Consider the following 13302-nt stretch of genomic DNA (forward strand, 5'->3'; position numbering starts at 1 on the left):
GCGGCACAGTCGAACCTTTGGCGACGCAGGTTCCGCGCCTCCGCGTCCTCCGCGCCTCAGCGCGAACCAACTTCTATTCCTCCCGCACCTCGATCAGCGGCACGCTCGCCGCCGCGCCAGCCAGGAACGTCGCCCGGCTGACCGCCAGCCGGTCCTCAGCGAACCGCACTGGCACGTCGAACGCGAACCCCGCGCTCACCACCGCGCCCGCCGCTGGCGCGACGTCCAGCGCCACCACCCCGCCCGACAGGACGGAAAAGGCCGCCGTCTCCACCCCGTCGATCGCCACCCGAACGCTCCCGGCCACGGGCCGCGTGATCCGCCGCACGCCCTCGCCATAATGCTTCACCAGCGCGAACCGCGTCGCGGCGCCGTCGCCCACCCCCAGCCGCTGGTCGACCGGGCTCCCCGCCCCCGAGCTCGCATCGAACGGATCGCGCAGCCGGAAGCCCCGCGCCGGCCCCAGCCGCGCGCGGAAGAAGCCCAGCAGCGCGGCGATATCCGCCTCGGAGCGGATCCCCGGCCCGGCATCGTAGCGCGTCCGCCCGCCCGCCCAGCGCGCGTTGCGCGTCTCATGGCCGCCGGCGCTGGTCAGGATCGCGGTCGAGAATTCCGGCATCACCTCCGCCTCGCGTCCCAGCGCGATCGGAAACTGCACGTCGTCGAACGCCTGCATCTCGCTCTCCGTCTCGAACTGAACGAACCCGTCGCGCAGCACCTGCGGCAGCGCCCAGACGAACGCCCGCGCCGCCCCCCGCGCGATCGCCGCATCCGCCGCTGCGGCGATCGCGCGCCACTGCCCCGCCGGATCGGGCCGCAGCACGAAACCGGCCAGATAATGCTGCTCGTGCGGCGCATAGCCGAGCCGCTCTTCCGCCAGCGCCACGCCTTTGGCGGTCGAGGCGTTGTCGCCCGCCACCACCCAGTCGTAATCCTCGAGCTGCAGCACGTCGAACGCCGGCTTCGCCCAGCCGAGCGGCAAATTGGCCCGCTGGAGCTCCGGCGCCGCCGCATCCAGCACGGTCGGCAGATAGGCCAGCAGATGCGTCTGGCACCCCGGCGCCGCGGCCTTTGCCGCCGCCGCCAGCACCGCGGTCGATCCCGCCAGCAGCGCCCCCGCCGCATCGAGCAGCGCCGTCTGCGGCGCGCCGAGCGGCGCGCGCACGCTGGCGATCGCCACCGGGCTTCCGCCCAGCGCCGCCTTCGCCGCATCGTCGTACAGGCATGGTCGCCCGTCGGGCATCACCCACCACCACGGCTCGCCGATCTGGAATTTCGGCGCCAGCCCGGCCGTCGTGGCAATTCCCATCAGCGCGGTCGCCACATTGCGCAGATAGCGCATTGCCCCGTTATGCGCCGGCGACAGCAGCGCCGACGGCGGGTCCCAGCCGGTCAGCCCCGGCGATCCGTCCGCGGCACGCTGCTTCCATGCCGCCCAGCAATGCCGGTCGAGCAGTTCGTACGACACCGACCAGATGATCCCGAAGCCGAGCCGCTTGGCCTCGGCGGCGAAGGCGCGGTGCCAGGCCAGCGCCGCGACGTTCATCACCTCGCCCGACGTGCTGACGAAATAGCCGCCGGACGCCGCATCGAGCCGGAAATAATGGCTCATCCCGACATAATGGACGATGCTGCCGCGATAGCCGAGCAACAGCGCGCCCCGCAGCAGCCGCGCCGGGGTCAGGTGATAGCTGTCGTCATAGCCGCTCGCCACGCCCAGCCCATGTTCGGGCACCACCACGTCGCCGATCGCCAGCACCGCCCCCGGCCCGTCGCAGGCGATCTCGCTCAGTTCGATCCAGCCGGTGCCCGGCGCCGCCAGCGCCGCATCCGCGCCGGTAAAGCCCGGCGGCACGATCGACACGAACATCCGGTCGATATCCCCCGCCCATACCGGATCCGCCTCGCCGGGCAGCAGGAACCCGCCACTCAGCTGCGCGAAATCGAGCGAGACCAGCGCATCGGTCGGGCTGCCCGCGGCATAATTCCACAACCGCACATACCAGGCGCGCGGGCTGCCCGCCGCGTCGCGCCCCTCGATCGTCAGCACCGGGCCGTTGATCGCGTCCAGCGCCAGCACGCCCGCGGACCGCCAGCGAAACCGCAGCCGGCAGCCGCGAAAATCGCGCGCCGTCTCATAGGCCAGCAGCGGATGATCGTGCCGGTCTTCCGCCTCCCAGATCAGCCCGGCGAGATCGTTCGTGCGGTAGAAGTGCGCATCGACGCGCAGCGCCGCAGGCCCGGTCGTCGTCACCGACGCCATCATCGGCCGCGGAAAGTTGACCGTCCAGAAGCGCGGATCGAAGCGCGTGATCACGCCCTCATTCTGCACCGTCCGTTCGGACGCCAGCCAGAATGCCATCACCCGGCTCCCCTCTCTGCAATGCTTCCCCGGCGGACGCCGGGGCCCAGTCGGGACACAACAGTAGCAACGCGTCGCGCATCCTATTTTCGGCGATCGCCCCCGGACCCCGTCGCTCGCCGGGCAAGTAAACCGCCCGAGGCAGCGCGCGCTATTCCGCCTCCAGTGCGGCGCGCACCGCGCGCGCCACCTGCCGGCTCGATCGCGCCAGCGTCGCCGGCGCTTCGCCGTCGCGCGCATGGACCGCGATCGACACGCGCACCTCTCGCACACCTCCACCGCCCGCCGCCTCGACGCGCCCCGCGCCGGTCGGCACGAACAGTTCCGGCCCGCGCTCGCCGACGCGGTAGGCTCGCCCGGGCGAGACCGGTCCGCCCGTCGCCCGCCCCGGCGCGCCGGCGAACAGGCTGGTGGCCAGCGACAGGAGCCCGTTCGCCCCGCCCGATCCGCCGCCGCCGCCGCCGAACAGCGACTGTAGCCCGCCCTGCACCGCCGCCGCGGCGATCTCGCCCAGCACCGACAGCGCCACGCCGCGCAGTTCCTCGAACCCGATCTTGCCGCTGCGCACCGCGCTTAGCAGCCCGCGCTCGATCGCCTGCCCGGCGCGGTCGGCGCCCGCCTGCAACGGCCCGTCCAGGCTCGCCCGCATCTCGCCGACATCGCGCGCGAACCCCTGCGTGTCCGCGCGCACGCTGATCACCAGCCGTTCGATTTCCTCATCCATCGGGAAACGCCTCCCTCAACCGCGCGATCGTCGCCGCATCCGGCGGCACGTCGCCGCTATCGCCCCGCAACGCGGTGACCACCGCCAGCAGCTCCGCCGGCGTGGCGCGCCAGAACGCCGCCGGCGTCCAGCCCAAAAACGCCCCGGCAAACCCCGCCAGCCGCGAGGCGCTGTCGCAAAACTCCTCCCCGGCACGGGGAGGTGGCGCGCGCAGCGCGACGGAGGGGGTGGGCCGGCAACACAACCGCTGCGTTGCCGGCCCGCCCCCTCCACCAGCTTCGCTGGTCCCCCTCCCCGTCCCGGGGAGGATATCCCCCGCCATCACCGCCCCGCCAGGATCTGCCCGAGCAGCACGCGCAGCGCCGGCGTCGTCGCCGCCAGCCCGCCCGCCGCCACGCCCTCGCCGAACGCCTCGCGCGTCAGCCCCGCGGGCCGCGCGCGCAGGCAATGCCAGAACAAGGCGACCAACTCGCCCAGCCCCAGCCGCCCCTCGGCCGCCCGCTCGACCAGCGCGAACAGCGGCCCGATCTCCTGCTCGGCCGCGACCAACGCGGCAAAGCTCGGCCGCAGCACCAGCAGTTCGCCGTTGATCCGCACCGAAGCCTCGCCCCGTGCGGGATTAGCCCCGCTCACGCCGACACCACCGGCCCGCTACTCTCCAGGCTTAGCGTGTAGGATCGCTCGCCGTTATAATCCCCGGCATAATCGAGCCGCGTGACGAGGAACGTGCCCGTCATCGTCTCGCCGCTCTCGAAGCTCAGCCGATACTCGTCGAGCACCCCGGCCAGCGCATTGCCCTTCACGCGCAGCTCCGCCGCCGATCCGGTGAACACGCCGGCCCCGCTCACCGATACCGATCGCACGCCCGCCCCCGACAGCAGATCGCGCCACCCGCCCGAATCCTTCGAAGTCGTCCCGACCATCTCGCCATTGACGCTGAGCTGCGTCGTGCGCAGCCCCGCCACCGTCTGCCAGGCGACCGGCGTCGCCCCGTTCCCGACCTTCAGCAAGAAGGCACTACCGCGTTCCACGCCCATGATCGTCTCCTGTCTCTTGCGATGGTTGATCCCTCTTCTCACCGTCATCCCGGGCTTGACCCGGGATCCCGCTTCTTCTGTCTCCAAAGGCAGCGGCATGCGCCCTCACACCGCCATCATCCGCACGCGATACTCGACCACCGCCGCCCAGACCCCCGGCGCGCCGCGCAGCAGCCGCGTGCGCAGCAACGCCACGCTCGCCACGCGCCACCCGGCCAGGTCGCGCGGCACCGCCTCGATCGCCGCGCCGACCATGCCGGCCAGCGCCGCCACCGCCGCGCCCGTATCCCCGGCCCCGCGCACCGTGACGGCCACGCGCAGCTCGCGCCCGGCCACAGTCTTGGTGCCCCAGTCGACCGACAGCAGCTCGCCCAGCTCGGCAAAGGGCGGCGATGCCTTCACCGCCGGTCCCTCGAACACGCCGTTGAGCCCCGCCGTCAGCGCCGCATCCCCGCGCAGCGCCGCCAGCAGCGCCGCCTGCAACACGCTCTCCGCGCTCATCGCAGCACACTCCCGATCCAGCGCAGCGCCGGTTCGGACACCGCACGCCAGCGCACACCGCGCCCGGCCACGATCACCTCCTCGCCCTCCACCATCACCGCGACGTCCGGCACGTCTCCCAGCAACGCCGCGACCTCCCCGCGCACCCGCGCCGCGCGCCGATCGCCAAGCGCCCGCCCACGCTCCACCAGCCGCGCCATCATCGCCCGCGCTCCGCCAGCAGCAGCCGGCGATACGGCCGCCACAGCGCGGTCACCGCCGCCGGCGGCGCCCCGCCATCGCCGTCGCGTGCGGCATGGAGATGCCCGATCAGTCGCACCACGCCCTGTGCGATCGGCCCCGGCAACCCGGCCCAGTCCAGCGCCAGCCCGGCCTCCACCGTCACCGCCACGCGCCCCGCCGCGCCCGGCGCGGTCACCCGTACCCAGCCGTCGCCCGCCGCATCCACGTCGATCGCATAGGCATCCACCGGCAGCGCGAACGCCGCCCCTTCCGCCGGTACGCCCAGGACCGCGACGATCGCCGTCACCGGCCCGACCGGCAGCAGCTGCCACCCGCCCGCCGCCGGCAGCACCACGCGGTGCGCCCGCACGATCAGGCTGGTGCGCAGGAACGTCTCCGCCATCGCCAGCGCCGCCGCGGCAAGATCGTCGAACAGCGCATCCTCGCTGCCGAGCGACACCCGCGCATAGTCCTTCGCCGCCACGCGCGCGTCGGCGATCACCTGCGCCGGAAAGCCAGGAGCCATGTCGTTTCCCCTTACCTGTTCACCCAACGGCCCCCGCCGTCACCCCGGACGTGGTCGCTGCACCGTCGAACTCGATTCGCCATCCCCGCGCAGGCGGGGATCCATACCGGCGAGCGTCACGGCTCGAGCCTTGACGTCCGAGTGTATGGATCCCCGCCGTCGCGGGGATGACGAAGTGTCCAAGCCGTAGGATCCCCGAACACATCCGCGAGGCTCAGCTGACGGCGAACTTCAGCAGCTTGATCGCCTCCGAATTCGACACGCAGCCGCCGATCCGCTTGGTCGCGTAGAAATTGACGAACGGCTTGTTGCTGTACGGATCGCGCAGGATCGCGGTCTCGCTGCGCTCGGCAATCAGATAGCCCGCCTTGAAGTTGCCGAACGCGATCGCCAGCGCGTTCGCCGCGATATCCGGCATGTCCTCGGCCTCGATCACCGGATAGCCGAGCAAGGTTGCCGGCACGCCCGCGCTCATCGACGGCGTCCACAGGAATTGCCCGTCCGTCGTCTTGAACTTGCGGATCCGCGATACCGTCGCCGCGTTCATCACGAACACCGCGCCCTGGCGGTACGGCGCGCGCAGTGCCTGCACGAGGTCGATCAACTTGTCCTGCGGGCTGGTCCCGAAATCCCCCGCCACGCCGCTGGCGAGATGCTGCAACTGCCCGAACGCGCGCGTCGCATCCGCGGTCGCCGCGGTGGTATAGGTCAGGAAGCCCCTGGGCCGGTTGACGCCGCTGCCGTTGATGAACGCGCTCCCTTCCGCCTTGGCGAATTCGGTCGCGATCTCCCCCGCCAGCCATTGCTCGACATCGAATGCGGCATCGTCGAGCATCGCCTGGCTCGCGCTCGGATTGGCGTAGAGCTCGCCCATCGGCGGCACCAGTTCGGTGAACACCGGCGTCGCCGTCTCGGGCCGCGCCGCCGTCTCCGCCGCCCAGCCCGACGGCGTGCCCCCGGTCGTCACCAGCTTGCGATAACCGGCGCTGCCGACATTGACGACATTGGCCACCGAGCGGATCGGCGACACCGATTTCAGCGTCGCATCGATCACCGCATCGATCTCGCGCGGCACGGCATAGCCGCCGGCGTCGCCGGTGAGGCCCGTAAACGACTTCATCTCGACGCTGGCGCCGCTGCGCAGAAACCCCTCGAACGCCGCCCCGCCCGGCCGCGCGCCCTCCAGCATCGGCCGCGAAACGGCCGCCAGTTCCACCGTCTCGAAGCTCGCCTCGAGCGCATCCATCGTGTCCGTCATGTCCGTCTCCTTCGCCCCAAAAGAAAAGGCGCGCCCGGCAAGGACGCGCCCAAAAAAGTCACCTGCCCTCACCCCAAACCCGTCATCCTGAATTCGATTCAGGATCCATCATGCCGCAAGGAAGACGCTCACCCCGAAGCGCTGGACCCAGCCGCCCGGTGGATCCTGAACCCAGTTCAGGATGACGACACCGGCGGGTCTGGCACCACCGCATGAACCACAGCCAGCCACTGCATCGGCTGCGCCACCAGGCTGATCTCGACCAGTTCGAGCGCCGTCAGTTCGCGCACCCGCCCGCTCTTGGCCGCGCGCACCCGATAGCCGAACGACAGGCCCGCCACCGCGCCCGACGCCACCAGCCCGGCCAGGTGCGGCTCCTCGACCCGCCCGATCACGCGCAGGCCCCGCGCATCCTCGGCCACCCGTTCGATCACGCCGACCGGGCACCCGCGATGCTGCCACAGCAACGGCACGCCCGCACGCACCGCCCCGAACGCGCCGCTGCGCACCACGTCGCCGCCGCGATCCGCGACATCGAACACCGCGGCATAGCCGGCAAAGCGCACGCTCACTTGAGCAGCTCCCACAGCCGCAGTTTCACCGCCAGCCCGGCCAGCATCAGCACCAGCGCGGTCTTGGCGATCCAGCCCAACACCGCCTTCCACAAGGATTTCTTCGCCTCGCGCCAGGCGGCGAGCAATTCGCGCAGCTCGGCCATGTCCTTGCTCGCCTGCGCATCCTCGAGCCCGAGCCGCGCCAGCGCGCGCGTCGCGCCGAGCGTGCCCGCTTCCTCGACGATCGCGCGCAGCGCGATCAGGTCCGCCGCCTGCCCCTCGGCCTGCGCCAGCAACTGCGCCAGCACCGCATTCTGCCCGCCGCCCATCATAGCCCCACCATATTGCGCTTTTCCTCCGCGCTCAGGAAATCCGCCCCCGCGACCAGGGACCAGAGCGCCGCGCGATCCTCCGCCAGCGCGGTCACCCGGTCGAGATCGATGGCGAGCGCCGCGTCCGGAAACCAGCCGCGCAGCCCCTGCGCCAGCGAGCCCAGGATCGATCCCGCCAGCGGCAGGATCGTCAGCCGCCACAAGGCCCGGCTCGCCTCGCGGTAATTGGCATAGGTCGCGTCGCCCGGCAGCCCGAGCAGCATCGGCGGCACGCCGAACGCCATCGCGATCTCGCGCGCCGCCGCCGCCTTGGTCGCGGCGAAATCCATGTCGGCGGGCGACAGCGACAAGGATTGCCATGTCAGCCCGCCTTCCAGCAGCATCGGCCGCCCGGCATTGCCTGCGCCAGCGAACCCCGCCTCCATCTCCGCCTTCAGCCGCGCGAACTGCTCGCCCGACAGCGCCGATCCGTCGCCCGCATCATAGACCAAGGCGCCCGACGGCCGCGCGGCATTGTCGAGCAATGCCTTGTTCCAGCGCGCGGCGGCATTGTGCACTGCCACCGCCCCCGCCGCCGCGCCCAGGCAGCCCAGCCCATAATGATCATCGCCCGGGTTGAACGCCTTGATATGCACCACCGCCGGTCGCCCGCCGCCATCCTCCGCCGGCAGCCGCGCCACCCGTTCGCCGACGCGGTAGGCATAGGCCGCCGGCCACCCGCCGGCATCCGGCTCCACCGTCACCCGCTCGGGGCGCAGCGCGAACAGCTCGCGCAACGCCCCGTCGGCGTCGGTGAGCAATTGCACATAGGCATTGCCGTGCAGCAACAGCTGCGCCGCCACCGTCGCCAGCAATGCCTGCCCGCCCGATCGCGCGCGCACCAGCCGCGCCAGCTCCGGTGACGACACGGCGAGCGGCGCCTCGCCGATCGCGTCCGCCACCACCCGCACCGCACGCTGCGCAATGGCGTTGCCGAGATACGCCTCGCGCACCTGCGCCTCGTACCGCACCGGCCAGTCCCCGATCACCCGCGCGCCGCCGACACGCGACAAAGCCGGACGCAAATCCTCGCGCCCGGCCGATTTCCAGCCGAAGAGTTTCATGTCGTGCTCCTGAAAAGCGCCGCGCGCCAACCGTCATCCCCGCGCAGGCGGGGACCCATAACCTCGAACGCCCGGGGAAATGCCCCCCCCTAGCCCGTCACCCCGGGCTTGACCCGGGGTCCCGCTTCTTGCTTCTAGCCCGAGGAAAAGCGGGACCCCGGCTCAAGGCCGGGGTGACGAAGAATAGCGTGCCGTACTTTCACTACCTCAGGCCCCGCCGCTCACCTGCGATCATCCTCCCGCTTCGTCGCGAACCAGATCACGTGCCGCGGCCCCTTGCCGTTGCTCCTCGCCTTCACCGCCACCTCGTCCACGACGAACCCGGCATCGCCCAGCCGCTTCAGGAATTTCGGGTCCGACGCCGCCGACCACACCGCCAGCACGCCGCCCGGCGACAAGGCATTCTTCGCCGCCGCCAGGCCGCGCGCCGAATAGAGCCGCCCGTTGCTCGGCCGCACCAGCCCGTCGGGGCCGTTGTCGACGTCGAGCAGGATCGCATCATAGGTCTCCGTGCCATCGAAGATCGGCGCCGCGACATCTTCCATCACGAGGCGCACGCGCGGGTCGTCCAGGCAGCCGGCGGTCAGCTCGGCCATCGGCCCCTCCGCCCATTCGATGATCTTGGGCACCAGCTCGGCGACCTCGATCCGCGCATCCGGCCCGAGCTCCGCCAGCGCCGCGCGCAGCGTGAAGCCCATGCCATAGCCGCCGATCAGCATGCGCACGCCGCGCAGCCCGCCGGCGCGCGTGCGCAGGCGTTCGCACGTCATCACCGCCAGCGCCTCCTCCGATCCGCTCATCCGGCTGTTCATCAGCTCGTTGCGCTCGAGCACGATCATATGATCCGCGCCGCGCCGGAACAGCCGCAAGGGCTCGCCCCCCGGCACCTCGGCCACATCGATCAATTCACGCGGTACCATCGGCCTGTCCTTGTCTAGCGCCGCCGCGATACGCAGATCACCGCCCGAACGCTACCGTCGCGCGCGCCGTCACGTCCCCGCCGGTGGCGGCGCGGTCGCGGTGCCGTTGCGATCACCGCCCGGTGCGCCATCGTCTGCAGCGCGCGCGTCGCGCGCCGCATCGTCCCGCTCCAGCGCCTGCCGTTCCGCCTCGCGGCGCTGTTCGGCCTCGCCGGCCGCGTCATAGTCGTGCCCCGACACATCCGGGCGGGGCGCCGCGCGCTGGTCTTCCGCCATCATTCGCCGCCCTGCACGCTGAGATCGTCGACCGACGTCTCGTCGATATCGCGTTGCTCGGCCGCATCGTCGATTGCGTCCGGGTCGATCGCGCCCGGGTCGTTTGCCCCCGGGTCGATCGCTTCACCCGACGCATCGACGGCGCCGACCGGCAGGTCCTTAGGGGGGGTGCGTTGGTCGCTCATCACATTCTCCTGATCTGGCAGCGGCACAACGCACCAGCGCGCGGAAGGTCACAGCCCGCGCACCGCCGCCTGTCGCTGGCGGCCCAGCATCAGCTCGCTCAGCCCCCAGACCAGCGCGTCGGCGCGGTCCGGCGAGCGTCCCGGGCCGTGATAGACCCCGCCGACCACCATCCCGCACAATTCGTCCTCCAGCGCCGGCAACGCGCCGACATGGCTGACCCGCCCGGCCTCGTACAAGGCCGCCACCGGCTCGGCGCGCGCGATCTTGCCGCGCGCGGCATGGACCAGCCTGAGCGGCAGCCCGGCATCGGCCGCCAGCAGCACGCTGCGCACCATCTCGCCGCCCTGGTTCTTCTCCGCCACCACCCGGTCCGCGCCGTGCCGCGCCGCGCACTCGGCCACCGCGCGCGCCCAGCGCTCGGGCGACAGGCCCGCCACGCTGGCATCGGCGAGGACATAGCCGCGCTGGTCCGCCCCGAGCGCAACGCACACGATGCCGCAAGCATCGCCGTCCACCCCGGCCGGCGGATCCACCGCCACCACCACGCGCACCAGCGCCGGCGCCGCCGCCACCCGCCCGGCCTCGATCATCCCGCGCGTCCACAGCGCGCCGTCGATCTCGTCGATCAACTCGCCGTCCAGCTCCTGCCGCCCGAGCCGCGTGCCGCCATACAGCGCCGTCACGTCGGCGACGAAGCTCGCCGGCAGATGCTTATTGTCCGCCGTACGCCCGCCGGTGACGTGCTCGCCCGCCAGCGCCCGCACGCGGCGCAGCAGCAGCACCGGCCTGGGCGTCGTCGTCACCAGCACGCGCGGCCGGTCGCCCAGCCGCAGGCCGAGCACCAGATTGTCCCACGCCGCATCGCCGTAGCGCCATTTCGCCAGTTCGTCGCACCACGCCGCATGATGTTCCGGCCCGCGCAATTTCTCCGGCGCTTCCGCCGAATAGACATAGGCCTTGGCGCCCGAGGCGAACGTCACTTCGCCCGAGGTGCGGCGATAGACGATCGGTTCGCCCGCGCGCGCCACCGCGCCCAGCCCGGACTGCCCCTCGATCATCACGCGCTGCACGTCCTCGGCGGTCGCGCCGACCAGGGCGATCCGCGCCTCGGGCACGGCGCGCGCGAGCTCGCTGACCCATTCCGCCCCGGCGCGCGTCTTGCCGAAGCCGCGTCCGGCCTGGATCAGCCACACGCGCCAGTCGCCGACCGGCGGCAATTGCCCGTCATGCGCGTGCCGCTGCCAGCGCGCGTCATATTCGCGCCGCGCGGCCGCGCCGAGCGACCGCAGCAGCGCGCGCCGCGCATCCTCGTCCAGCGCCGCCAGCCGCGCCGCGACCATCGCGTGCCACGCCGCGCTGCCGATCGCGGGCTCGTCCGCCCCGCTCACGCCCCCGCCCCCGGCGACGCACCCGGCGCCGAACCGGTACCCGCCGGGCGCCGCGCCAGCGCGTCCAGCGCCGTGAGGATCGCCGCATCGGTCTCGACCCGCGTGGCATAGCGGATCCGCGCGCCGCCGGTGGTCTTCGTGCCGCGCAGCGCCGCACGGTGCCGTGCGAGCAGCCGCAGCGCCTGGTCGATATCGATCGGCCCGTACGCGCCCTCGACGATCGTGCGCTCGCCCCGCCCGCCCCCGCCTTCGCCCCCGCCGAGCACATGGCCGAGCACGAGCGTCTCGAGCACGTCATAGGCCAGCACCACCGCCTCGCGCCACGCCGCGGCGAACGCCGCATCGCGCCGCCGCAGCTGATAGACCGAGCTCGGCACCACGCCGATCGCCGCCGCCGCCCCGGCAATGCTGCCGGTGGCGGCCAGATGATCGAGGAAATCGCTCTTCATGCGCTTGCTCCAGCGCACCCATTTCCGCCCGGTATAGGCGGTGCGTCGGTCCGCCGCGATGATCCGCCCGTCCGGCCCCGAGGTGGTCATATCGCTCTCCCACGCAAAAGGGCCGGAAAGCGTCCCCGCCCCGGCCCTTCTCTTCCATCCCGTCCGCGGCGAAGCGGCCCCCGCACCGCCCGACTCGCAATCCGTCATCGTTCCTGATATGTACCCGAACAGCGTGACGCTGTCAAGGAATTTTATCCCATCTGGTTATCTGTCGCGCTCACATCCAGCCGCGACCATCCGGCCCGGCGCAGCCATAAGGCGGCAATTTCCCCGGAAAGCGCTGCTCCATCTTTCCGCAGCCCCAGCGCCGCAGCGGTGCCGGCATATAGCCGTTGAGCGCGATGCCGACCTCGTCATACGGGCTCTCGCCCTGCGCGACATACATGTACCAGCGCCCGCCGAACATCACCACGGCGCCCACCAGCACGACACACACGACCTGAACGATTTTCTGCATCACGACCCTTTTTGAAAACGAGCCCGGCCCTGACAGACAATCGCCGCCGCGTACAACGCCAATGCCGGCGACGCTCCCCTACGCCCCTCCCGCCGTCACCCCGGGCTCGACCCGGGGTCCCGCTTCCCGGTCTGAGCCAGCGTGTCGAACCGATCCCGTCTCACGGAATTGCCATGCTCGATCAGTGCGACCGTCCGCCCTCAGCGATCGTTTGGGTCGCCTCTCATGAGCGATGGCCTCGGCGATCGACGGCGGTCGCCCCAAGCAGTCATCGTGCGCCCCGACCGTCCGTCACCCCGGGCTTGCCCCGGGGTCCCGCTTCTCGGCCTTGGCCAGCGTGTCGAACAGGTCGCGCCACGCGGGATTGCCGCGTTCGACCAGCGCGAACGTCCACGCACGCCGCCAGCGTTTCAGCCGCTGCTCGTGCGCGATGGCATCGGTGATCGACCGGGTGTGGTCGGCCCAAACCAGGCGATGCAGACCATAGCGCCCCGGCAGAAGTCCGATCCGTCGCCGCTCCGGTGCTGCCGGATGCGTGCCGCCAGGTCGGGGGTAACGCCGACATACAGGGTGCCGCGATAACGATCGGCCACGATATAGATCCGCCCGCCACGATGCCCATGGCGGCAGAAGATGAGAAGCGGGACCCCGGGTCAAGCCCGGGGTGACGATCAATGAAAAGGCAGCCAATTACCCACGTTCGGACATTCGGCATGGTCGGTCGCGCAACCTGAGCGTGCGTTCCGCTTCGCCCAGTTGCGGACGTCGAGCGCCCCAACCTCCCGTCACCCCGGGCTTGACCCGGGGTCCCGCTTCCCGGCCTAAGCCAGCGTGTCGAACAGATCCCGCCACGCGGGATTGCCGCGTTCAATCAGCGCGAACGTCCACGCACGCCGCCAGCGTTTGAGCCGCTTCTCGTGTGCGATGGCATCGGTGATCGACGGTGTGTGGTCGGC

General features: G+C 71.5%; 18 protein-coding genes and 1 pseudogene. All 19 read right to left on the reverse strand.

What is annotated here, in order from left to right:
• Window positions 1-73 precede the first annotated feature (73 nt).
• The 19 genes and pseudogenes from NV401_RS11845 to NV401_RS11935 all read right to left on the reverse strand — a co-directional run bounded on the left by NV401_RS11845 (window position 74) and on the right by NV401_RS11935 (window position 12981).
• Complete coding sequence (locus NV401_RS11845; protein ID WP_261294631.1) at window positions 74-2362, reverse strand: DUF2460 domain-containing protein; 2289 nt, start codon at window positions 2360-2362, stop codon at window positions 74-76.
• A gap of 151 nt (window positions 2363-2513) precedes the next feature.
• Complete coding sequence (locus tag NV401_RS11850; protein ID WP_261294632.1) at window positions 2514-3086, reverse strand: tail tape measure protein; 573 nt, start codon at window positions 3084-3086, stop codon at window positions 2514-2516.
• Window positions 3079-3222, reverse strand: a complete 144-nt coding sequence (locus NV401_RS18785) for a phage tail assembly chaperone (RefSeq protein WP_380817329.1) — start codon at window positions 3220-3222, stop codon at window positions 3079-3081. The genes NV401_RS11850 and NV401_RS18785 overlap by 8 nt, the downstream gene beginning before the upstream one ends.
• A 185-nt stretch (window positions 3223-3407) precedes the next feature.
• Window positions 3408-3719 (reverse strand): gene transfer agent family protein, encoded by a 312-nt coding sequence (locus tag NV401_RS11860; protein ID WP_261294633.1) that lies wholly within the window; start codon window positions 3717-3719, stop codon window positions 3408-3410.
• Window positions 3716-4123, reverse strand: coding sequence for a phage tail protein (locus NV401_RS11865; protein ID WP_261294634.1), 408 nt, complete (start codon window positions 4121-4123; stop codon window positions 3716-3718). The genes NV401_RS11860 and NV401_RS11865 overlap by 4 nt, the downstream gene beginning before the upstream one ends.
• Before the next feature lie 105 nt (window positions 4124-4228).
• Window positions 4229-4624: a DUF3168 domain-containing protein gene (locus tag NV401_RS11870; RefSeq protein ID WP_261294635.1), complete on the reverse strand. Its 396-nt coding sequence runs from the start codon at window positions 4622-4624 to the stop codon at window positions 4229-4231.
• Complete coding sequence (locus NV401_RS11875; RefSeq protein WP_261294636.1) at window positions 4621-4827, reverse strand: hypothetical protein; 207 nt, start codon at window positions 4825-4827, stop codon at window positions 4621-4623. Before NV401_RS11875 ends, NV401_RS11870 begins: the two co-directional genes overlap by 4 nt.
• Entirely contained in the window at window positions 4824-5372 is a 549-nt protein-coding gene (locus NV401_RS11880) for a head-tail connector protein (RefSeq protein ID WP_261294637.1), read from the reverse strand. Before NV401_RS11880 ends, NV401_RS11875 begins: the two co-directional genes overlap by 4 nt.
• 214 nt (window positions 5373-5586) lie before the next feature.
• Window positions 5587-6630 (reverse strand): phage major capsid protein, encoded by a 1044-nt coding sequence (locus NV401_RS11885; protein ID WP_261294638.1) that lies wholly within the window; start codon window positions 6628-6630, stop codon window positions 5587-5589.
• Window positions 6631-6806: 176 nt separating this feature from the next.
• On the reverse strand, window positions 6807-7202 hold the full coding sequence (locus NV401_RS11890) for an HK97 family phage prohead protease (RefSeq protein ID WP_261294639.1): 396 nt from the start codon (window positions 7200-7202) through the stop codon (window positions 6807-6809).
• On the reverse strand, window positions 7199-7516 hold the full coding sequence (locus tag NV401_RS11895; protein WP_380817326.1) for a DUF6127 family protein: 318 nt from the start codon (window positions 7514-7516) through the stop codon (window positions 7199-7201). The genes NV401_RS11890 and NV401_RS11895 overlap by 4 nt, the downstream gene beginning before the upstream one ends.
• On the reverse strand, window positions 7513-8619 hold the full coding sequence (locus NV401_RS11900) for a phage portal protein (protein WP_261294640.1): 1107 nt from the start codon (window positions 8617-8619) through the stop codon (window positions 7513-7515). The genes NV401_RS11895 and NV401_RS11900 overlap by 4 nt, the downstream gene beginning before the upstream one ends.
• Before the next feature lie 221 nt (window positions 8620-8840).
• Entirely contained in the window at window positions 8841-9539 is a 699-nt protein-coding gene (locus NV401_RS11905; protein ID WP_261294641.1) for a spermidine synthase, read from the reverse strand.
• Between the two features lie 69 nt (window positions 9540-9608).
• Window positions 9609-9815: a hypothetical protein gene (locus NV401_RS11910; protein WP_261294642.1), complete on the reverse strand. Its 207-nt coding sequence runs from the start codon at window positions 9813-9815 to the stop codon at window positions 9609-9611.
• The gene (locus NV401_RS11915; RefSeq protein ID WP_261294643.1) at window positions 9815-10000 is read right to left on the reverse strand and encodes a hypothetical protein; all 186 of its coding nucleotides are present in this window, start codon (window positions 9998-10000) and stop codon (window positions 9815-9817) included. The genes NV401_RS11910 and NV401_RS11915 overlap by 1 nt, the downstream gene beginning before the upstream one ends.
• A gap of 48 nt (window positions 10001-10048) precedes the next feature.
• Complete coding sequence (locus NV401_RS11920) at window positions 10049-11341, reverse strand: DNA-packaging protein (protein ID WP_261294656.1); 1293 nt, start codon at window positions 11339-11341, stop codon at window positions 10049-10051.
• A 44-nt stretch (window positions 11342-11385) separates the two neighbouring features.
• Window positions 11386-11928, reverse strand: coding sequence for a hypothetical protein (locus NV401_RS11925; protein ID WP_261294644.1), 543 nt, complete (start codon window positions 11926-11928; stop codon window positions 11386-11388).
• 178 nt (window positions 11929-12106) lie between these two features.
• Window positions 12107-12346 carry a hypothetical protein gene (locus NV401_RS11930; protein WP_261294645.1) on the reverse strand — a complete coding sequence of 80 codons (240 nt, stop codon included), beginning with the start codon at window positions 12344-12346 and terminating at the stop codon, window positions 12107-12109.
• 291 nt (window positions 12347-12637) lie between these two features.
• Window positions 12638-12981 (reverse strand): annotated as a pseudogene (locus NV401_RS11935) (GIY-YIG nuclease family protein).
• Window positions 12982-13302: the final 321 nt, after the last annotated feature.

The sequence above is a fragment of the Sphingomonas hylomeconis genome, from assembly GCF_025370105.1.
Lineage (GTDB): Bacteria > Pseudomonadota > Alphaproteobacteria > Sphingomonadales > Sphingomonadaceae > Sphingomonas > Sphingomonas hylomeconis.